Here is a 20,237-nt window from a genome sequence, read left to right on the forward strand (position 1 = left end):
AGCGTACGGCAGATCGATGAGGACACTCATCCCCCCAGATCGAGCTCCTCCAGGTGGACGGCACGGCCCGTGCGCAGGGACTCGTTTCCGGCGATCCCGGTGAGCACGCTCGCGGCGCCCGCCTCGAACCCCGCCGCCCGGCGTAACGGGTCGCCTGCGGGGCCGCGGAAGACGTCGTTCAGGAGCATCGCGTCGCCACCGCCATGGCCGCCTGCTCCTTCTGGTACGGGAACCAGACGTGCCGGTTCCCAGTGCCGCTGGAGGAGCAGGCGGCTGCCGCGCGTGCGTGGCTCTTCTTCCGGGCTACGGCCGGCGCTCCCGTCGTCTTCGGCGGTGGGGTCGAGGACGGCCGAGGCGGTGGCCGCGCCGATCCTGGCCCCCGCGCCCCCGGCCTCCACGTGAGGGCGCTCGACGACTTCCAGCTCGATACGCCCCGCCGTACCGTTGATCGCGACGCGGTATCCCTCCCACGGGCAGTGCGCGTGCAGCGAGTAGGACATCGACGCCCCGCGCCGGTAGCCCACCACGACGTTGAGGTTGTCCTCGATGGTGATGCCGTCGGAGAAGACGTCGCGGTCGCGGATGTAGCCGTCCAGGTGCTCGGCGTCGCGGTACAGCTCGCGCAGGCGATCGTCGGCGGCCAGGTCGATGCCGAAGGGATCCCCGTCCATTTGACCGTGCTCCGGCCGTGGCCCGAGCCCTCTCCGCCGGGCGTTCTCCGCGCCGTAGAAGCGCAGCCCGCCGCGGGCGAAGACGACCTCGGGCACGTCGTCGAGCCACCAGTTGACCAGGTCGAAGTGGTGGGTGGACTTGTGCACCAGCAGCCCGCCGGAGGCGGACTTGTCCCGGTGCCAGCGGCGGAAGTAGTCGGCGCCGTGCACCGTGTCCAGGCACCATTCGAAGCTCACCGAGGTGACCTCGCCGATCTGCGGGATCAGCTCCTTCACCAGGGAATTGCGCGGGGAGTAGCGGTAGTTGAAGGTGACCGTCAGCTCGGCCGTACTGGACTCCAGGGCCTCGCGGATCTCGCGGACCCCTGCCACGTCGATGGTCATGGGTTTCTCGACGATCACGTTCACGCCGTGCCGCAGCGCGCGGCTGACATAGCCGGCGTGGGTGTGGTCGGGGGAGGTGACCACGACGGCGTCCGCGAGCTTGAGAACCTGGTCGTACTGCTCGGGGCCGAAGTGGGGGAGCCGGACGAATCGGTCGTAGTAGGCCATGCGCACCTCGTTGGTGTCGCAGAAGGCGACCGGCCTTCCGGCGTCGGCGAAGGGGCCGAGCAGGGCGCTCAGGTACATCTGGGCGCGCGAGCCGGTGCCGACGAAGGCGTAGCGTCTCATTTCAGTCCTGTCGTGGCGATGCCCTTGACCAGGTACTTCTGGCCGGCGATGAAGAAGCCGATGACGGGCGCGAGCGAGACGAACGACATGGCGAACATCTGCCCCCACTGCGACTGGCCCTCCGAATCGATGAACTGTCGCAGCGCCAGCGGCACGGTGTAGAGCTCCTGCTCGGTCAGGTAGAGCAAGGGGCTGAAGAACTCGTTCCAGGACGAGATGAAGGTGAAGATCGCCGTGGTGGCGAAGGCCGGCTTGCACAGCGGCAGGATGACGCTCCAGAAGATGCGGAACGTGCCCGCGCCGTCGATGCGGGCGGCCTCGTCCAGTTCCTTGGGCAGCGACCGGATGAACTGGACCATCAGGAAGATGTAGAAGGCGCTGGTGGCCAGGAAGTTCGGCACGATCAGCGGGTAGAAGGTGTCCAGCCAGCCCATCCTGTTGAACAGGATGTACTGCGGGACCAGCAGCACGTGACCGGGGAGCATCATGGTGCCCAGCGTCAGCGCGAAGAACAGCTTGCGCCCGCGGAAGTTGAGCCGGGCGAAGGCGTAGGCGGCCAGCGAGCACGAGATCAGGTTGCCGATGATGGTCAGGACCGCGATCACCAGGGAGTTGACCAGGTAGAGATCGAACGGGTACGCCAGGGCCGTCCAGCCCTCGGTGTAGTTGGACAGGTCCCACTCCGAGGGCCACAGCGACAGGTCCTTGAAGATCAAATCGTTGGGCTTGAGCGAGCTGGCCACCAGCCACGCCAGCGGGTAGAGCATGACTCCACCTGCCAGGCAGAGCAGCAGGTGCTTGCCGAATCGCTTGCCGCGGCTGTTGCCGAGGCGCTCGACGTAGCTGTCGTCAGTTGTCATAGTGCACCCACTTCTTGGCCAGGAGGAAGTTGAGCGCGGTGAACGCGGCGATGATGATCAACAGCATCCAGGCCATGGCCGAGGCGTATCCCATGTGGAACTGCTCGAAGCCCTGCTTGTAGAGGTAGAGGTTGTAGAACAGGGTCGAGTTGGCCGCCCCGCCCTTGCCGCCGCTGAAGATGTAGCCCTGCGTGAAGGTCTGGAAGGACGAGATCAGCGACTGGATCAGGTTGAAGAAGATGATCGGGCTGAGCAGCGGCAGTGTGATCCTGCGGAACTGCATCCACTTGTTCGCCCCGTCGATCGCGGCTGCCTCGTAGTACATCGCCGGGATCTGCCGCAGTCCGGCCAGGAAGATCACCATGGGGGAGCCGAACGTCCAGATGTGCAGGATGATCAGCGTGGTGAGGGTGAAGTCCGGGTCGGAGGTCCAGGCGATCTTCTCGATGCCGAAGAAGCCGAGGAAGCTGTTGACGATGCCGTCCAGGCCGAAGATGTAGCGCCACAGCAGTACCAGTGCCACGCTGCCGCCCAGCAGCGAGGGCAGGTAGAAGACCGCCCGGTAGACCGGCAGGCCGCGCACGCCGCGGTTGAGCAGCATGGCGATCCCCAGGGCCATGGCCAGCGAGAGCGGGACCGACACGAACGTGTAGACCACCGTGACCTTGACCGACTGCCACCAGGTGGCGTCGGAGAACATCTTGGCGAAATTGTCCAGTCCGATCCAGCTCGGCGCGTTCAGCAGGTTGTAGTCGGTGAACGACAGGTACAGCGAGGCGAAGAACGGGATGACCGTGAAGGCCATCCCGAGGAGCCAGGGCAGGATGAACAGGTAACCCGACCGGTCCTGGCGCGGCTTGCCGGGCGCTGCCGTCACCGTGGACACGGCCCGGTCCTTGACGTGCGTCACCGTCACTGCGGCAGGGCCTTCGCCGCTTCGGCAATGATCTTCTTGGCGGCCTCGGCCGACGTCACGCGACCGTGCTCGACCTCAGGCGCGACCGCGGTCAGCGCGTCCTGGATGGCGCTGGCGCCCTTCGGGTACGGCGGGACCACCAGCAGCTCCTCCTTCTGCAGACCGATCAGGTAGTCGGTGGCCACCTGGTCTTCCCTGTCCAGCGAAGGCTTGATCGCGTCGGCGACGGCGCTGCTGGCCGGGACGCCGCGGGTGGTCTTCATCGCCTTGCCGCCCTCGACGTCGTTGATGAGGAAGTCGAGCAGTTCGAGCGCCTCCTGGGGGTGCTTGGAGGCGGCGGCGATCGACCACAGGGCCGGGGTGCCGATGTTCATGCCGCGGCGCTTGCCGCCGACCTCGCCGGGAATGCGTAGCAGCTGCAGGTTGCCGCCGGAGACCTGGTTGTAGCGCAGGAAGTTGTTGGTCGGGATGATCTGCGAGGCGACCGAGCCCTTGGCGATGTAGGACTGCTCGGGGGAGGAGCCGACGGTCTCCACGAAGCCGGCGGGCGGGAAGCCGCCTTCTTTGCGCATGTCCTCGAACATCTGGAACCACCTGGTCAGCGTGGCCTCGCTGGCGCCGAACCTGCCGTCGGCGGTGAAGAAGTCCTCGCCCTGCTGGGCGACATAGACGATGACGTTGGCCATGGTGGCGGGGTCGACGAGGGTGCCGTAGACCTTCTTGCCGCTCTTGCCGGAGATCTCCTTGGCGAACGTGGCCAGGTCCTCCCACGTCCAGGTGTTGCCGTCGGGGATGTCCACGCCGTACTGGTCGGTGATCGCCTTGTTGACGACGAAGCCGATGGTGTTCAGGCCCGAGGGGATGCCGTAGGTGGCGTCGCCGACCTTGGTGAGGTCCTTGGCCGCCTGGCTGAGGTTGGCCGTGTTCACGACGCCGGCGTGGTCGTTGAGGTTGAGCAGTGCCTTGCGGTCGGCGTACTCCCGCAGAGAGTCCATCCGCATCATCATCAGGTCGGGCGGGTTGCCCCCGGCGAAACGTGTGGCCAGCTTGTCCTTGTAGGGGCCGCTGTCCTGGTACTCGGTCTTGATCTTGATGGTCGGGTTCTGCTTCATGAACAGGTCGAGCGCGGCCTGGGTCTTGGTGGCGCGGTCAGCGTCGCCCCACCAGGCCATGTTCAGCTCGATCCCGCCGCCGGAGGACTCGCCGCCCCCGCCGAAACCCCGGCCGCAGGCGGCGAGGGCCAGGCCGAGGCCGGAGAGCCCGGCCATCTTCATCAGATCGCGACGGCTGGGCGCGATGTGGGCTCTATCCATCATCGGGGCGCGGTCCCTTCGTGAAATGTGTCGCTATGTCTCCCCCGAGTTGACGGTCACGTTACGGCCGCAGGCGGGTTACGTCAATCCATGAAACAAATAAAGCCCAAAGTCTTCGACCTCCCATATGAGCCCCCTCTCGCAGCGGGGTCCCCGACGGGGGCAAGCGCTTACCGCACCCAGCGCGGAGGTCTCTCGAACCGGGCGATGACGGCGATTGCCGTACGCTCGACAAGCACATCGACCTTGGGGAGAGAACCTCGGCTTCATCGAGGCAAGGAGAGGCGGCGATGCGATCATGCATGCTTCCGGCGTTCACCCGGTGCCGGCCGGCCGGTCACGAGGTGTCGCCGTGCTGCGCCTGCGCGGACACGACGTCGCACAGTACGTATGGGAGCCCGACCTGCCCCTGTCCTCCTCGCCACGGCCCTACCTGCACCCCGTACGCACGCTGGCCGGCATCACCGTCACCGACGCCGCGCCCGACTCCCACCCCCACCAGTTCGGGATCAGCGTCGCCTTCCCCGAGCTCGACGGGCGCAACTTCTGGGGCGGCCGCACCTTCGTCGCCGGCCACGGCCCGGCCTGGCTGGACAACCACGGCACACAACGCCACCAACGGTGGACACGCCGCACCAACACCGAACTCGCGCACACCCTGCAGTGGATCGGCGCCCACGAGGCGACCTTGCTGGCGGAGCAACGCTCGATCACCTGCCGGTGGATGAGCGAGAGCGCCTGGTCGCTCGGCGTCCGGACCCGGCTCACCAACGTCGCCGAGCGCCCGCTGACCTTTCGCAGCCCGGCCGCGCTGGGCCGGGTCGGCGCCGGCAACGGCGGCATCTTCTGGCGTGGCCCGGCCGTCGCCGACATCGCCCGGGTCCTCAGCCCGGCCGGTGACGGCCTGCACCAGGTCCACGGCCACACCGCCGACTGGATCGCCATCGCCGGCGCCGACCGCGCCGGGCTTGCCTGGACGATGGTCTTCACCGCCGCCGACGAGATCACCGCGGGCAGCCGGTGGTTCGTCCGCGCACGTGACTACCTCGGCGTCTGCTCGTCGTTGAGCTGGGACAAGCCGTTCGTGCTGGCTCCGGGAGAGAGCGTCGACCGGCATGTCGTCGCCGTGGTGGCCGACGGCGCCCTGTCTCCCGCGACCGCCGCCGAGCTCGCCGCCACCGCCCGGCAGGCGACATGACCGGGAACATCCGGCCGAGCCGGCCCCGGCAACCGGAAAGACCCGTCCGGCAGGAGAACCTGCGCACCCTCAACCTCGAACTGGTCTTCCGGCACATCCTCGCCGCCGGGCAGCCCATCTCCCGCACCGAGCTGGCCACGAGCACCGGCCTGACCCGCCCCACCATCACCCGCATCGCCGAGGAACTCCTGGCCGGACAGCTCATCGCCGAGACGAGCCTGACCCACAACGGCCGCGCCGGCCGCCCCCGCGTCGGCCTGACCCTGTCCGGCAGGGGGCCCGCCGGGCTGGGCCTCGACATCCGCGCCGACGCCCTGGCCGCCTGCGTCGTCGACCTCACCGGCACCGTCCGCCACCTGGCCTTCACCCCGTCGACCTTCGCCGGCCGAAGCGCCCCCGACGTGCTGACCCGCCTGGCCCACATGGCACGTGCCGCGCTCGACGCCATGGCCGCGGAAGACCTCACCGTCGTCACCGCCACCCTGGCCGTCCCCGGCCCCGTCCACGACGGCATCGCGCGGTCCGCGCCCGAGCTCGGCTGGCGCAACGTCGACGCCGGGGCCCTGCTGCGCGGCGCCATCGCCCCGCTCGACCTGCCGCTGACCGTCGACAACCAGGCGAATCTCGCCGCGCTCGGCGAGCTCTACGCCAGCGACAACACCCTCGACAGCTTCGTCTACGTCTCCGGCGGGCTCGGTATCGGCGCCGGCATCGTCGTGGACGGGCAGCTCATGCGCGGCGCCCGCGGCTGGAGCGGTGAGCTCGGACACGTCACCGTCCACCCCGACGGCAAGCCCTGCCCGTGCGGCTCGCGCGGCTGCCTGCAGACCTACGCCAGCCTCCAGGCCATCCTCAGCGACGCCCCCGTACCCGGCGGCGCCACCCCCGAGGTCACGGTCACCGAACACGCCGAGGCCGGCAGCCCCGCCACGCTGGCCGCGCTCGACACCGCCGGCACCACACTGGGCATCGCCCTGGCCGACATGCTCAACATCCTCGACATCGACACCATCCTGCTCGGCGGCAGTTTCTCCCTCCTGGCGTCCTGGCTCACCACGAACATCAGGGCGGAGATCGCCCAGCGTGTCCTCAGCACCGCGTGGGCGCCCATCACGATCCGGCCCGCCCTCCTGGGGCCCGACGCCGCCGTCATCGGCGCCGCCCTGACCTCCATCGACCAGATCAGGCAGCACCCGACCGCCTGGCTGACACGCCCGCCATCCCGGTCCCCGGCATCGCCTGCGTGAGGGCATCCGGCGGTGAAGCGGACCCGGGATCATCCCGCGCCGAGATCAGGGCATGGCCGCCGACCGCAACCTGCTCGCCCCCGCACGCACGCCGTCGCGATCGTGGACGGCGATCTCGCCGCCCGCCGGGTCGTGGCCGCCTGCCGCACCGGCGGCCTCGTCTCCTGCCCCGCTGCCCCGTACACGTGCAGCCGCTTTACGTGACAGCCGTCGTGTGTAACCATGGTTTCAGTAACTATGGTTGCATGATGGAGGCTTAGTGACGGGGATGGCGGGGCAGTGGGTGCTGCTGGCGTACCGGATCCCGCGCCAGCCCTCGACGCTGCGGATCACGATCTGGCGCAAGCTCGACCGGCTCGGCGTGGCGCGGCTCGGGGACGGGCTGGTGGCGCTGCCCGCCGACGCCCGCACCCGTGAGCAGCTGGACTGGATCGCCGAGGAGATCGGCGAGATGGCGGGCACCGCCACCGTGTGGCTGGCCGTCGCGGGCAACACGGCGCAGGAGAAGGCCATCGCCGCCGAGATGCGCGAGGCACGGGCGGCCGAGTACCGGGCAGTGATCGAGCAGGCGGGCGCAGCGGAGCGGGCCAGACCGGGGGAGCGGAGCCGTACGGTCAAGCGGCTGCAGGCCGAGCTGCGCCGGATCGGGCGGCGCGACTACTTCCCGCCCGCGGAGAAGGAGACGGCGCAGCGGGCGGTGCGCGCGCTGGCGGAGACAGCCGTCGTGGAGGGTGGCCGATGAAGTGGGCGACGCGGGCGGGCGTGCACATCGACCGGGCGGCGTGCGCCTGGCTGATCCGGCGGCACGTCGATCCGGAGCCGGAGTTCGTGTTCGTCGGCGATCCGGCGCTGGTGCCGGCGGACGCGACGCCGTTCGACATGCGTGGGGCCGAGCTGTCGCATCACGGCGGTGACTGCAGTTTCGAGACGATCCTGCGCCGCTACGAGCTCGACGATCCGGTGTTGTGGAAGCTGGCCGAGATCGTGCACGAGGCCGACATCGACGACGAGCGGTTCGACGCGCCGGAGGCGCGCGGCGTGGACGTGATCCTGCGCGGGCTGTCCATGATCTGCGACGACGAGCGGGTGCTGGAGATCACCGGGCCGCTCTTCGACGGGCTGTACGAGTTCCACCGGCGCGCCCTGCTGCTCGGGCGGGAACCGGCATGAGCCCGAAAACTCGGGTGGCCGGCCTGCTGCGCACGATGGCGCTCACCCACCTCCCGGCCGGCCGGATTCCTGCCCGCCCCGTTGAAAGGCCGTCATGACCATCGAAGCTCCCCGTGATGTGATCCCGTTCCGGCAGGCCGTGCGGGCCTGGTTCCTGATCTCGTTGCAGACCTTCGGCGGCCCCGCCGGGCAGATCGCCGTCATGCAGCGCACCCTGGTGGAGGAGAAACGCTGGATCGGCCAGCAACGCTTCAACCACGCCCTGAACTACTGCATGCTGCTGCCAGGCCCGGAGGCTCAGCAGCTGGCCATCTACGTCGGCTGGCTGCTGAACGGCACCCGGGGCGGCCTGGTCGCCGGGACGCTGTTCGTGCTGCCGGGCATGCTCGCGCTGCTGGTGCTTTCGGCGGTGTACGTGCTGTGGCAGGACACCGGCGTGGTGACCGCGTTGTTCGCCGGGATCGCCCCGGCAGTGCTCGCGATCGTCGCCCAGGCCGTCATCCGGGTCGCCAAACGGTCGCTGACCCATCCGCTGTTCGTCGCCGTCGCGGTGGCCGCTTTCGGCGCGCTCGCCCTGTTCGGGGTGCCGTTCCCGATCGTGATCGCCGTCGCCGCCCTGATCGGCTGGGCGGTGCACAGGCTGGCCCCGCACGTGCTGGCCAAGGGCAACGGGCACGGCGGCGACGGCGGCCCGGCGCCGCTGATCCCCGACGACGCCCTGCACCACGCCCAGCCGAGCCTGCGCTCGGCGGGCACGATCCTGGCCGTGGGGCTGGTCGTGTGGTGGCTGCCGGTGGCCGCGGTCGCGCTGTTGCTCGGCACCGACAGCGTCTTCACCACCCAAGGGCTGTTCTTCTCCGGCACGGCGCTGGTCACCTTCGGCGGCGCGTACGCGGTGCTGGCCTTCGTCGCCCAGCGGGCCGTGGAGGTCTACGGCTGGCTGAGCCCGGGGGAGATGGTGCGCGGCCTGGCCCTGGCCGAGACCACGCCCGGCCCGCTCATCATGGTGGTGCAGTTCGTCGCCTTCCTCGGCGCCTACCGCGACCCCGGCGCCCTGACGCCATGGGCGGGCGCCCTGCTGGGGGCGCTGCTGACGACCTGGGTGACGTTCGTGCCGTGCTTCCTGTTCATCTTCCTCGGCGCCCCCTACGTCGAGAAGCTGCGCCACAACGCCGCCATCAGCGCGGCACTGACCGGCATCACCGCCTCCGTGGTGGGCGTCATCGCGAACCTGGCGCTCTACTTCGCCGAGCACACCCTGTTCGGGCGCACCTTCACCTGGGCATGGGGCCCGTTCACCATCCCGCTCCCCGACCCGGGCACGCTCAGCCCCGTCGCCGCGACGATCACCGCGGCGGCGCTCGTCATGACGTTCATCCTCAAGTGGCCGATGCTGCGCATCCTCGGCATCTGCGCCCTGCTCGGCATCGGGACGCTCCTGCTGCCGTGAAGATGCCCCGCCCGGACAGCGCGCTCTCTCCCGCCGGCCCTCGCCGCTCTGGCGGCGTCACAGGGGGAGCAGGAACAGGCTGAGCGGGGTGCTCGCCACTGTCACCGCGATGACCAGGAGCAGGGCCCGGACCTGCCAGGAGACGCGCGCGGGGGTGGCGAGCCGGCCGATGCGCGCGTCGAGGTCGTGGCCGGTGCCGCCGAGGGTGCCGGGCGGCGGGACGAGGCGCTCGCACGTACGGAAGCGGCGCAGCGCCGCGGCCAGGTGGCCGTTCTGCCGGGCGGCGTGGTCGTCGGCGCGCATCTCGACCAGCAGCGCGACCGCGTCCAGCACGGACCTGAGATGGCGGCTGGCGGGAAAGGCGCGGTGCAGGGCGGCGAACGGCAGGATCACCAGGTCGTGGCGTTCGCGGGCGTGCGCCCGCTCATGCGCGAGCACCGCCCGCAGTTCCTGCTCGGTGAGCAGGTCGAGGCTGCCGGTGCTGACGACGATCGCGGACCTGCGTCCCGGCACGCAGTACGCGGCCACCGCCGGATGGTCCACCACCAGCGCCTCGGCGAGCTCGGGATGTGGCCGGGCGATCAGGCCGAGCAGCGACCGCTGCCGGCGCCGCAGCGCGGCCACGGACCTGACGCTGCGGGCGAAGGCGGCCACCACCCAGCCGGTCACCGCGATGCCGCCGGCGGTGAGCAGGAGATGGAGGGGCGTGAGCGCGGCGGGCAGGGAGCCGCCGGTCAGGTCGCGGGTGAAGGCCACGAGAGCGGGGACGACGCCCAGCCGGTAGGGGGCCAGGCCGAGCGCGATCGCCGCGCCGATCACGGACAGCACGAGGGTCAGGCCGGTGGCCTGCCAGATCAGCAGCGAGGTACGCGGCGCCCGCCAGGGCAGCCGGGAGCGCAGCATGGCCGCCATGGCCGACAGGGCCGCCAGCAGGGTGAGGACGTGGTGGACGGCGTAGGTCACGACAGCTCCCGCGGCAGGGCCTGGCGCAGCGCCTCGGCCTCCTCCGGGCTGACCGAGCGGGCGAAGTGGCCCAGCGCGGCGAGCCGGTCGCCGGTCTCGCCGAGCGCCGAGAGCATCAGCTCGGCCACGTACGCCTCCCGCCCGGCCGCCGGGCGGTAACGCCAGGTACGGCCGTCGGCGTCGCGTTCGCGGCGGATGAAGTCCTTGCGGACGAGCCGGTTCATCACGGTCATCACCGTGGTGTAGGCGTTGTTGCGGTCGCTGAGCCGGTTGACGACCTCGCGCACGGTCAGCCACTCGCCGGTGCTCCACAGCACCTCCATGATCGACCGTTCCAGCTCGCCGAGGCTGTTCACGCCCTCTCCTCACCTCCCGCGTGCTCCAGGGTGGGCACGGCCAGCACGGCCACGGCCGCCAGCGCCGCCACCGCCGCTCCCGCCAGGTACGGTAGCGCCGCCCCGGCGTCGAACAGTAACCCGGCCGCCGCCGGCCCGGCGATCCGTGCCGCCGCGCCCGCCGACTGCCCGGTCCCCAGCCGCGCGCCGCGCTGCTCCGGCGGCCCCGCCGCGGCCAGCAGGCTGGAGACGGTCGGCGTGAGCAGGCCGTGCCCGGCGGCCAGCAGGCAGACGGCGGCCAGGCACTGCCACCACGTCACCGACACCGCCACGGCCGCCATGCACGCGGCCATCGTCACCGCCCCGGCCGCCGCGACCCGCGCGTCGCCCCACCGGCGTGCCAGCCATCCGACCAGTCCTGCCTGAACGAGGGCCATGGCCAGCCCCGCCGCCGCCAGCGCCAGGCCGATCGCGGTGGCGTCCCAGCCGTACCGGTCGCGGCCGAGGAAGGCCAGCGTGGTCTCCATCCCCACGAAGGCGGCCATGGCCAGGAACCCGCTTCCGGCCAGCAGCGCCACGGGCCTGCCCGTGACCCCGGCCGCCGAGCCGCGCCGCTCTGCCGCAGCCTCGTGCGGCTCGGCGGCCGGGCGGCGGTCAGGCTCGGGAAGCCAGACGAGGGCGGCCACCAGATTGGCCGCCGCCAGCCCGGCCGCCGCGTACGCGCACGCGGCGAACCCGAGCGGCGCCAGCACGCCTCCCAGCGCGGGCCCGATCACGAACGCCAGCCCGATGGCGGCCCCCAGCTGCGCCATCGCCCCGGTACGCCGCCCGGCCGGCACCGCGTCGGCCAGGTACGCCTGCGCCACCGAGATGCTCCCGCCGCACGCCCCCGCCAGCAGCCGGCAGGCCAGCAGCCCGGCCAGCGACGTGGACAGGCCGGTGAACGTCATGGAGACCGCCGACCCGGCGAGGGCCAGCAGCACGAGCGGCCGCCGCCCGTACCGGTCGGACAGCCGGCCCAGCACGGGCGCGGCGACGAGCTGGGCCACCGAGTAGGCGCTCATCAACGCCCCGAACCACACCCCGGTGGCCCCGAGCCCGGAGGCGTAGAACGGCAGCGCGGGCAGGATCAGCGTGAAGCCGAGCAGGTCGACGAAGACCGTGGCCGAGATGACCAGCTGAGCCGAGCGCCGCATCACGTCTCCTTCACAGGACAGCCCCCGGACGGGCCATCTCTACTACGGCGTGTAATGCTACAGCGTGTAGTAGACGCCCTTGCGTGGAGGGCAGGACTGTCATCGACGAGCGGGCAGGCCGGCGTTCTACGGGTCGGCGCCCCCTTCTCCCACCCGCGCATCTCCGCCGGGGGACATGGTGGAGGCCGTCGGGGACGACGCGATGTACAGGCGTGTCAGAACGCCGAGACCGCCTGGACGAGTGGCGCTCAGAAGGTGCGTTCGGCCACCTTCACGCGTTGGGCCGTCTGCAACACCGCGCGCAGCTTGCCGGCCGGGAGTGGTGCGGCGGGAGACCGGAGCATGTGCTCGGCAGGCACGTCGGGGTCGGCGAGGTAGATCCGGGTGTAAGCGCCGGACTCGGGCTCGAAGCGCCAGCTTTCGTCCAGAGTTCCGGCATCGACGGTGTCGAAGCCGAGCCGGTCGATCAGCTCCGCTGCCCGAGCTTTCGCGCCGGAGTCGTTGCCGGCGACAGGCAGGGCGGTGCGGTCCGGGGCCCCGGCAGGCCGGGCGAGTTGCGGGATGTGGTGGGCCAGGATGTTGTTGAAGGCCTTGACCAGCAGGGCGCCGGGCAGCAGCTGCTGGGCCAGCTCGGTCGTGGTCACTTCCTCGGAGTCGAGTTCGGCGATCCGGCCGTCGCGGTGGGGGTAGTAGTTGCCGGTGTCCAGCACGATCCGGTCCCGCAGCAGGTCGGCGGGCAGGGAGCGGTACGCGGCGAGCGGGATGCTGAGCAGGGTCTCCTCCCCGGCGCGGGCGGCCTGCTCGACGGTGCCCGCCGTGGCTCGCGGCCCCAGCTCCTCGACCAGGCCCGTCAGGCTCTGCGGGCCGCGCGAGTTGGCGATCACCACGTCGATGTCCGCTGCCACCGCCAGCCGCGCGACCGCGGCCCCGATGTTCCCGCTTCCGATGATTCCCAGAGTAGGCATCGCTGCTCCTCGCTCGTGTGTGCGCCCAGGACCAAGCGGTCCGGGCGGGTTCTGTGGTGGCTGGCTCGCGGCCGTGCGGATCAGGCGGCGCGGACGGATCGTTTCTCTTGCGGCTCTGCGGGCCGGGGCGACCTCGAGGATCACCCAGTCCTGCGATCACGACGGGGCCCGGGTTCGCAGGAACAAGGCTCGACGCTGCGAGGAAGCGGGGCGACCGGTGGCCTACGCCGCGTCGTCCCGCTCGCGGTATCCGCTCTCGACGAGAGCACGAAGGCGGTCGAGGGACACGTCGTCGGTGGCGCCGGTGCCTTTGACCCAGGCGACCGAGACGGCCGCGAGGAACAGGTCGTAGCCCTGTACCGACGGGCGCACGTGTCCCGCGAGCTGCGCGGCGCGCACGTACTCGTCGGTGGTGGCGATGAGGGCGGCGCAGGGAACCGTGAGCGGATTGCCGGGATCCTGCGCCCTGGCTGCGGCCATGAGCGGCTCCGGTAGCCCGCTGAAGGCGCTGAAGTACTCCTCCATCGCCCTCAGCCACTGCCGGAGCGCCTCGGAGGCGTCTTCGAGCTGCGCGATGTCCGCCCGGCGGGCCGCCAGCTGCTTGGTGCGCGTCTGCAGCACGGCAGCCAGCAGCGCCTCCCGGGTGGGGAAGTGCCGGTATAACGTGCCCGGCCCCACGCCCGCCTCCTTGGCCACCGCCTCCAGGGACGTGCCGATCCCGTACTTCAGAAAATGGCGCTGAGCCGCTTCCAGAAGGGCGGCACGGTTGCGCAACACGTCCGCGCGGGGCTTGCGCCCCTGCTGCCTGCTGTCGCTCATGTGCCCCTCGCCTGCGATTTCGGCGACGCCATCGAAACGGAGGCTGTCTCCGTACTCGTGTCGCAGTCTAAAACGGAGGCAGCATCCGGTCAATTCGCTGCCTGCGGGGCTCCAGAGGGCATCAGCGAGCGGGGGCGCCGACGGACGTCCAGGCCGTCCACAGGCGCGGGCCGGTACGGAGGTTGAGGCGGCGCAGGAACGACAGGACGCCCGCCGCTCCGGTGCCCCAGGTGTACCCGGCCTTGTCCAGATCGTTCCCCGGAAAGGCGGGAGCCTCGAACGCGCCGCCCGCCCGCAGCAGCATGAGCTCGGCGATCTCCTCCGCGCCACGCCAATAGGCGGACTCGCCGGTCACCATGGCCAGGTCCACCAGGGCCTCACCGATCCCCGCCAATCCGCAGCACTGCGAGACGACCCAGGCCCCCGGTGCGATGGCCAGGCAGCTTCGCGCGCCCCGCTCGGCCAGGTCCAGGTAGCGCTCGTCGCCGCAGACCTGGGCGGCGTGGGCCAGGGTCGTGACGATGCCGGCCATGCCCTGGCACCAGGAGGCCCCCATCGGGCGTGCGTCGGGGCCGGCCAGCTCGTCCAGGAGCGCCTCCGCCGTCACGGCCAGAGCGGCGATCTCGCGGGCGGCGGCCGCGCCGGCCGGGCCGTCGCCGGTGACCTCGTGGTAGGAGAGCAGGAAGTCGGCACAGCCGGCCGCGCCGTGCGCGTAGGCGGCGTCCACCGCCACACCGGTTCCCGGCTGCGCCGGGGCGACCGCGTCCTCGGACGCGGTGACCTCGCCGGCGATCAGCCTCCTGGCGCACTCGGCGGCCACGGCGAGATGGCGCGGATCGGGGTCGAGCGCCGCGAGCGCCAGATGCCCGCTGCCGATGCCGGCGACGCCGTGCGCCTGGTCGGCCCGCTGGTCACCCGCCAGGTCGAACGGGAGCGGTCCGGGCAGCTCGGGCACGGCCGCGAGCCGGGCGGTGGCCAGGAACACCTCCGTCCCGGTGCGCCCGAAGTAGAGGCCGGGCGGCAGGACGGCGGCCGGCATGACGCGTGCCGTCCAGCGGGCCAGGTCGGCGGCGACGTCCTTGCTCTCGGTGTGGTGCAGCAGCTCCATCCCGAGGCCCGCCGAGCCGGCGTAGACGTTGGTGACCGGCGGGGTGCCGCGCCGGGCGTCGTCCGGGCCTTCCATGAGGCTCTCGGCGAAGCGGGAACACTCCCGTACGGTGTGCTCCAGCACCCGCGACAGCAGCTCACCGGTGTAACGGACGGACCTCGCCGCCGGCCCGGGACGCCTGGTGAGCTGCCCGGTGAGCCGCCCGGCGCGCAGGTCGGCGGCCGCGGCGGCGCGCGTGTCCGCATCCGGGCTCATCAGCCGCGGCACCAGCCCGACGACTCCCGTCGTGACGCCGGGGAAGATGCGTTCCAGGCACAGGAGCGTGCGCTCGGCGTTGGCGGCGGGATCGGGGTCGATCATGAGCGGGTTCATGCCGGTGCAGGCGAAGAAGAGCGTGGCGCCCAGCGAGAAGTAGTCGTCGGCGGGTTCGGAGTCGCGGCCGGTGTGCTGGTCGGGCACGCTGTAGCCGCGGGTCCAGCCGGGCAGTTGCAGGCCGTCGTACCTGCTGTTGCCGAAGTCGATCAGGGTGCAGCCGCCGTCGTCGCCGAGGACGACGTTCTTGGGCGACAGGTCGCGGACCACGACGCCGCGCGCGTGCACGGCGTCGAGCACGGCCAGCAGCCGCGCGGCGAGCGCGCCGAGATCGCGTGTGGCGCTCCCGTCGGCGAACAGGCCGTTCTCGCCGACGTAGCGGTTGAGGTCGAGGCTGCCCGCGTCGGTCATGGCCAGGAACTCGTCCTCGCCGTGCCGGAAGTGGTCGAGCGGTGCCGGCACGCCTTCCAGCCCGCGCAGCGCGCCGAGCACGCGCAGCTCGTTGCGCAGGTACATGCGCAGGTCCCAGCCTTCGGTGTTCTCACCGACGTACGCACGCGCCTCCTTGACGATGACGGGGCGGCCGTCCGGGGCGGTGGCGCGGTAGACGTTGCCGCGCGGGCCGCGCACGACTCCCGAGGTGATCCGGTAGCGGTTGCCGATCAGGCGAGCGGGCTCCGCGGGCCGGTCGCGGGAGGGCTCTCCGGGCTGGCCGCGGGAGGGAGCGCGGAACGGGTCGGTGGCCCAGGGCGGGCAGGAGAACTCCGGGCCGGCGGCGCCGGGCACCCGTTCGCCGTCCGGGCCGACCACGACGAGCTCGAAGTCGCCGTTCTCGTCGACGCGGTACTGGGGAGCGAAGGGCGCGTACCTGTAGTAGACGGGGGCGTCGGCGCGTACGCGCCGGTCGCTGACGATGCGCGGGGCGGCCAGCCCGGTCAGTGCGTCGGCGAGGGCGTGCCCGAGCGCGACCACCCGGTCCTGGGCAGGGTAGGCGGTGATGGCCTTGCCGACCGCACCCGCGTCGAGGTCACCGGAGTTGAGCTCCCTGAGCGTGTCCGGAGACCGGGCGACCTTGAAATCGCAGCCGTGGGCCAGCAGCACCGGCAGCGCGCGTGCGAGGGTCTCCCCGAGCGTGCCCGGACGCGCCGACACGTGGATCTTCCACCCCTGTGCCGGCATGCCGCCTGCGGGATCGTGCACGCTGATCCAGGTCTCGTCCTGGTGAACGTCGCGGCCGTGCGCGGCGGCGAACTCGGCCAGGACGTCCGGCACATTGACAACGGCGGACGCGCTCATATCTCTCACCCCGGTAACCGGCTCGAACTGAGGTCGACCCAAAGAAATTCGGCCTTTTCCGGCCACGGTGAACGTGCGGTTCCGCATTACCGCGGATCCGCACGCCGGTTACCGAGGGGTCACACGATGGAAGGGCAGCAGGGGAAGCTGCTGCACACCGTGCGCTTGCAGGTGTTGACGCAGGCCTGAGGGCCGTGCAGGAGCTTGGCCAGCTCACCGTCGAAGTCGACGTCGAGGTCCTCGAACTCCAGCACACCGGCGTCGCGGGGCTCCAGAGCCAGTACCGACATGAAGTCTCCTTCCCTGACCGCTGTGAGCGGTCGTAGCAGGTACGGGCATGGCACGTGCACACGATGGGTGCCGTGACCGCTGCCCTGACCATGACTCACTATGAGAGTCACGGCCAAACGGAGGCATTATGAGCATGTCTGCTCTGATATGTCCATAAGCATGCAGCAATGCGTTGTAACAGTGCGAATTGTGTTTGCGGCGCACCTTTACAGGCCCGCAAGGCTGACCTAGATTGACGGGATGATCTGCCCTATTTCGTATGCGGTATGAGGTTTTGGGGAAAAACGCGGCGTAAAGCCTCCGGCCCGCCGATGGGGGACCGGTTGGGGCTGGCGGCGGCGTACTGGGAGAGCCGCGACGAGGAGCTGCTGACCGCGAGCCTCGGCAAGATCGCTCGCCGCCTGCCGTTCCTGGTCGGCTCCGCCCTGCGGCTGGCATGGCAGGCCGCCCCCTTCGACACGGTGGTCGCCCTGGCGGGCAACGTCCTGGCCGGTGTGTTCACCGTCTACGGGCTGGTGGCGACCTCGGACGTGCTCGCCTCGCTGTTCACCGGCGGCCCCACTCCCGAGCGGGTGCGGGCCGCGCTGCCCGCCCTGGTCCTCGTGGCCGTCGCGACGGGGCTGCGGGGTGCGCTGCTCGCCGCCGCCGGCTGGGCGCAGGCCCGGCTCAAGCCGCAGGTCGAACGGCTCGCGGAGACCCGGCTGTTCGAGCTGACGACCCGGGTGGAACTGGCCGCGTTCGACGACGACGACTTCCACAACGCGATGCGCCGCGCCCGCGACAGCGGGGTGCCCGACACCGCGACGGTCGTGGAGACCACCGTGTCCGCGCTGACCGGAACGGTCGGCGTGGTGGCGGCGACGGCCGCGCTGGGGTTCCTGCACCCGGCGCTCATGCCGCTGCTGCTGGTCACCGCCGTGCCCGCGGGCTGGGCCGCGATTCGCACCGCCCGGCTCGGCTACCAGGCCTTCTACCGGCTGTCGGTCGCGCGGCGGCGCAAGTTCATGCTCTCCGACCTGATGGCCGAGCGGCAGCCCGCCGCCGAGGTGCGCACGTTCGCGCTGCGCGACTTCCTCCTCGGCGAGTACGCCAAGGTGGCGGACCTGGAACAGGGCGTCCAGCTCGACGTCGCACGCCGCCGCACCATGGTGAAGGCCGGCGGCGATCTGCTGACCGGCGCGGCCACCCTCGCTGTCTACGGCGCGCTGGCCTGGCTGCTGGCCGCCGGCGTCATCCCGCTCGCCGTCGCGGGCACGGCCGTGCTCGCCCTCAGAACGGGCCAGTCCTCGCTGGCCGGGCTGGTCCAGACGCTGAACCGCCTGTACGAGGCGGGCCTGTACTTCGGCGACTACCTGACCTTCCGCGAGGAGGCCGAGACCCGCACGGTGCCCGCGCCCGCCCTGACCCCATCGGGACTCACCCGCCTGGCCGCCGACGGGGTGACCTTCGCCTACCCCGGGGCCGACCGGCCCGCGCTGCGCGAGGTGAGCGTGACCGTCGCGCGCGGCGAGGTCATCGCGCTGGTCGGCGAGAACGGTTCGGGCAAGACCACGCTGGCCAAGCTGCTGGCGGGGCTGTACCGGCCGCAGTCCGGCACGATCCGCTGGGACGGCCGCGACCTGGCCGGCCTGGATCTGCGCCGGATGGTCTCGGTGATCGCCCAGGACCACACCCGCTGGCCGCTGACCGTCCGCGAGAACATCCTCATGGGCCGCCCCCTGGAGGAGGAGCGGCTGGCCGCGGCCACCGCCGCGGCGGGGGCGGACGAGGTGGTGTCGACGCTCTCGCTCGGCTACGACGCGCTGCTCGACCGCCGGTTCCGCGGCGGCCACGACCTCTCGGGCGGCCAGTGGCAGCGCATCGCGGTGGCGCGGGGCTTCTACCACGACGCCGAGCTGGTGATCTTCGATGAGCCGACCTCGGCCATGGACGCCCGCGCCGAGCACGCCCTGTTCGAGCGCATCCGGCTGCACGCCGACGGCCGGGCCGTCGTCCTGATCACGCACCGGCTGGCCAGCGTCCGCTACGCCGACCGGATCTACGTCCTGGACCGGGGACGGGTGGCCGAGCAGGGCACACACGCCGAGCTGATGGCGCTCGGCGGGCTCTACGCCGACCTGTACGGCCTGCAGTCCGCCGCCTACCAGCACGACGGGAAGGCGGCGCGGCCCCGGGAGGCGGTGCGGTGACCCACGATGGTGTGGCGACGCTGGGCGGTGCAGCGGTCGGGGACGGTGTGGCGGCGCAGGTCAGCGGTGCGGTGGTGCCGGACGGCGTGGCAGCAGTGCTCGGAGCCGCGTACCAGGACGCCCTGTCGCCGGGATCGGCCGTCTGCGCCGCCGCGTCCCTGGGCCTTGTCGTGGTGCTGCTGGCCGCCGCGCTGAGCAAGGCCCGGGACGTGCGCGCCTTCGCCCGCGACATCGCCGGCTACCGCCTGCTGTCCGGCCGGCTCGCCACGGCCGCCGCGCCCGGCGTGATCGCGGCGGAGGTGGTCACGGCTGCGTTGCTGGGCTTCCCCGGAACCCGGCGCTGGGGCGGGGTGCTGGCCGCGCTGCTGTTCACCACGTTCCTGACCGCGATCGGCTCGGCGCTCGGACGCCGCCTCGACGTCGCGTGCGGCTGTTTCGGCGGCGCGGCAGACCGGGTGAGCGTGCGCACGCTGGTGCGCACGGGGTTGCTGCTGGTCCTCGCCCTGATGGCGGTGCTCGCGGGGGACGCGCCGTTCGAGCCCGTGCACGTGCTGCTGGCGCCCCTGCTCACGGCGGCGGCGTTGCTGGCGCCGGCGCTCCTGCCGGCCCGGATCTCCTCCCCGGCACTCCCGCCGGGACCGCGCCCGGGTGAGCCCTTCATCCTGTCCGGCCGGCAGGCCGGGCCCCGTCCGGAACCGGTCCTGTACGCGCTGATCTCTCCCGCCTGCGGGTTGTGCACCGGCGTCCTCCCGGCCCTGACCGACGCCGCCCGGCGGATGAACGTGGTGCTGGTCACCGCCGCTGACGCGGAAGAGGCCCGCCCCTATCTGGCTGGACACGGAGTGGACCTGCCGCTGGTCGTCGATGCGGGAGTCTTCGAGGCGAACGGCATCCCGTGGCCGCCCTACGCGGTGGTCACCGGACGGGACGGGCGCGTCCTGGCCGCGGGCGGCGTTCCCGCTCCCGCCGACGTGGCTTCCTTGCTCGCCCGGGCGTAGGTGAAGCCGGTCGGCGGGGAAACAAGGCGGACGCGCCGGCCCGCGGTGGCCGGCACTCCCGAAGAGCGCCGGCGGTTACGCGCCCGCCGGCGGGTGGCCATGGGGACCTGAGAGTCATCCCGGGGAAGACGCGGACACCAGGCCGAGGTCCGACAACGGGCATGGTGCACCTCCTCGCGAGTTACTTTTGGTCACCGATGTACTCTTCGATAACCAGTAACAGCAACGTGACCTGGTCACTTTCGGGATACGGAGGAGGCGGGAGCCC

General features: G+C 71.5%; 18 protein-coding genes. 7 read left to right on the forward strand and 11 right to left on the reverse strand.

Features of this window, described 5'->3' with window-relative positions; genetic code table 11:
• Window positions 1-26: 26 nt before the first annotated feature.
• Genes ACBJ32_RS05740 through ACBJ32_RS05755 form a run of 4 tightly spaced genes read right to left on the reverse strand, consistent with a single transcriptional unit; the run spans window position 27 to window position 4,435 of the window.
• Window positions 27-1,343: a Gfo/Idh/MocA family protein gene (locus ACBJ32_RS05740; RefSeq protein WP_375125760.1), complete on the reverse strand. Its 1,317-nt coding sequence runs from the start codon at window positions 1,341-1,343 to the stop codon at window positions 27-29.
• Window positions 1,340-2,203: a carbohydrate ABC transporter permease gene (locus ACBJ32_RS05745; RefSeq protein ID WP_375125761.1), complete on the reverse strand. Its 864-nt coding sequence runs from the start codon at window positions 2,201-2,203 to the stop codon at window positions 1,340-1,342. Before ACBJ32_RS05745 ends, ACBJ32_RS05740 begins: the two co-directional genes overlap by 4 nt.
• On the reverse strand, window positions 2,193-3,119 hold the full coding sequence (locus ACBJ32_RS05750; protein WP_375125762.1) for a carbohydrate ABC transporter permease: 927 nt from the start codon (window positions 3,117-3,119) through the stop codon (window positions 2,193-2,195). The genes ACBJ32_RS05745 and ACBJ32_RS05750 overlap by 11 nt, the downstream gene beginning before the upstream one ends.
• A complete protein-coding gene (locus tag ACBJ32_RS05755; protein ID WP_375125763.1) occupies window positions 3,116-4,435 on the reverse strand; it encodes an ABC transporter substrate-binding protein in 1,320 nt (439 codons plus the stop codon). Before ACBJ32_RS05755 ends, ACBJ32_RS05750 begins: the two co-directional genes overlap by 4 nt.
• A gap of 349 nt (window positions 4,436-4,784) precedes the next feature.
• Between ACBJ32_RS05755 and ACBJ32_RS05760 the strand changes: the two genes are divergently transcribed.
• The 5 genes from ACBJ32_RS05760 (at window position 4,785) to chrA (ending at window position 9,497) form a co-directional block, all read left to right on the forward strand.
• Complete coding sequence (locus tag ACBJ32_RS05760) at window positions 4,785-5,630, forward strand: PmoA family protein (RefSeq protein ID WP_375125764.1); 846 nt, start codon at window positions 4,785-4,787, stop codon at window positions 5,628-5,630.
• A complete protein-coding gene (locus ACBJ32_RS05765; RefSeq protein WP_375125765.1) occupies window positions 5,627-6,877 on the forward strand; it encodes an ROK family protein in 1,251 nt (416 codons plus the stop codon). The genes ACBJ32_RS05760 and ACBJ32_RS05765 overlap by 4 nt, the downstream gene beginning before the upstream one ends.
• A gap of 268 nt (window positions 6,878-7,145) precedes the next feature.
• The gene (locus ACBJ32_RS05770; RefSeq protein ID WP_375125974.1) at window positions 7,146-7,619 is read left to right on the forward strand and encodes a Chromate resistance protein ChrB; all 474 of its coding nucleotides are present in this window, start codon (window positions 7,146-7,148) and stop codon (window positions 7,617-7,619) included.
• Window positions 7,616-8,047, forward strand: a complete 432-nt coding sequence (locus ACBJ32_RS05775; protein ID WP_375125766.1) for a chromate resistance protein ChrB domain-containing protein — start codon at window positions 7,616-7,618, stop codon at window positions 8,045-8,047. Before ACBJ32_RS05770 ends, ACBJ32_RS05775 begins: the two co-directional genes overlap by 4 nt.
• A gap of 94 nt (window positions 8,048-8,141) precedes the next feature.
• Complete coding sequence (gene chrA, locus ACBJ32_RS05780) at window positions 8,142-9,497, forward strand: chromate efflux transporter (protein ID WP_375125767.1); 1,356 nt, start codon at window positions 8,142-8,144, stop codon at window positions 9,495-9,497.
• Window positions 9,498-9,554: 57 nt separating this feature from the next.
• Here chrA and ACBJ32_RS05785 read toward each other — a convergent pair whose 3' ends face one another.
• The 7 genes from ACBJ32_RS05785 to ACBJ32_RS05815 all read right to left on the reverse strand — a co-directional run bounded on the left by ACBJ32_RS05785 (window position 9,555) and on the right by ACBJ32_RS05815 (window position 16,781).
• Entirely contained in the window at window positions 9,555-10,460 is a 906-nt protein-coding gene (locus ACBJ32_RS05785) for a M56 family metallopeptidase (RefSeq protein ID WP_375125768.1), read from the reverse strand.
• Entirely contained in the window at window positions 10,457-10,816 is a 360-nt protein-coding gene (locus ACBJ32_RS05790; RefSeq protein ID WP_375125769.1) for a BlaI/MecI/CopY family transcriptional regulator, read from the reverse strand. The genes ACBJ32_RS05785 and ACBJ32_RS05790 overlap by 4 nt, the downstream gene beginning before the upstream one ends.
• Entirely contained in the window at window positions 10,813-11,991 is a 1,179-nt protein-coding gene (locus tag ACBJ32_RS05795; RefSeq protein WP_375125770.1) for an MFS transporter, read from the reverse strand. The genes ACBJ32_RS05790 and ACBJ32_RS05795 overlap by 4 nt, the downstream gene beginning before the upstream one ends.
• A 248-nt stretch (window positions 11,992-12,239) precedes the next feature.
• Entirely contained in the window at window positions 12,240-12,956 is a 717-nt protein-coding gene (locus tag ACBJ32_RS05800; protein WP_375125771.1) for an NADPH-dependent F420 reductase, read from the reverse strand.
• A 222-nt stretch (window positions 12,957-13,178) separates the two neighbouring features.
• The gene (locus ACBJ32_RS05805) at window positions 13,179-13,775 is read right to left on the reverse strand and encodes a TetR/AcrR family transcriptional regulator (protein ID WP_375125772.1); all 597 of its coding nucleotides are present in this window, start codon (window positions 13,773-13,775) and stop codon (window positions 13,179-13,181) included.
• Window positions 13,776-13,896: 121 nt separating this feature from the next.
• Window positions 13,897-16,491 carry a class IV lanthionine synthetase LanL gene (gene lanL / locus ACBJ32_RS05810; protein WP_375125773.1) on the reverse strand — a complete coding sequence of 865 codons (2,595 nt, stop codon included), beginning with the start codon at window positions 16,489-16,491 and terminating at the stop codon, window positions 13,897-13,899.
• A 119-nt stretch (window positions 16,492-16,610) separates the two neighbouring features.
• Window positions 16,611-16,781 (reverse strand): hypothetical protein, encoded by a 171-nt coding sequence (locus ACBJ32_RS05815; RefSeq protein WP_357881541.1) that lies wholly within the window; start codon window positions 16,779-16,781, stop codon window positions 16,611-16,613.
• 312 nt (window positions 16,782-17,093) lie between these two features.
• Here ACBJ32_RS05815 and ACBJ32_RS05820 point away from each other — a divergent pair, with 312 nt between their 5' ends.
• On the forward strand, window positions 17,094-18,971 hold the full coding sequence (locus ACBJ32_RS05820) for an ABC transporter ATP-binding protein (protein ID WP_375125774.1): 1,878 nt from the start codon (window positions 17,094-17,096) through the stop codon (window positions 18,969-18,971).
• Window positions 18,968-19,969: a MauE/DoxX family redox-associated membrane protein gene (locus tag ACBJ32_RS05825; RefSeq protein WP_375125775.1), complete on the forward strand. Its 1,002-nt coding sequence runs from the start codon at window positions 18,968-18,970 to the stop codon at window positions 19,967-19,969. Before ACBJ32_RS05820 ends, ACBJ32_RS05825 begins: the two co-directional genes overlap by 4 nt.
• Window positions 19,970-20,237: the final 268 nt, after the last annotated feature.

The sequence above is a fragment of the Nonomuraea sp. GTA35 genome, assembly GCF_041950525.1.
Taxonomy (GTDB): Bacteria; Actinomycetota; Actinomycetes; order Streptosporangiales; family Streptosporangiaceae; genus Nonomuraea.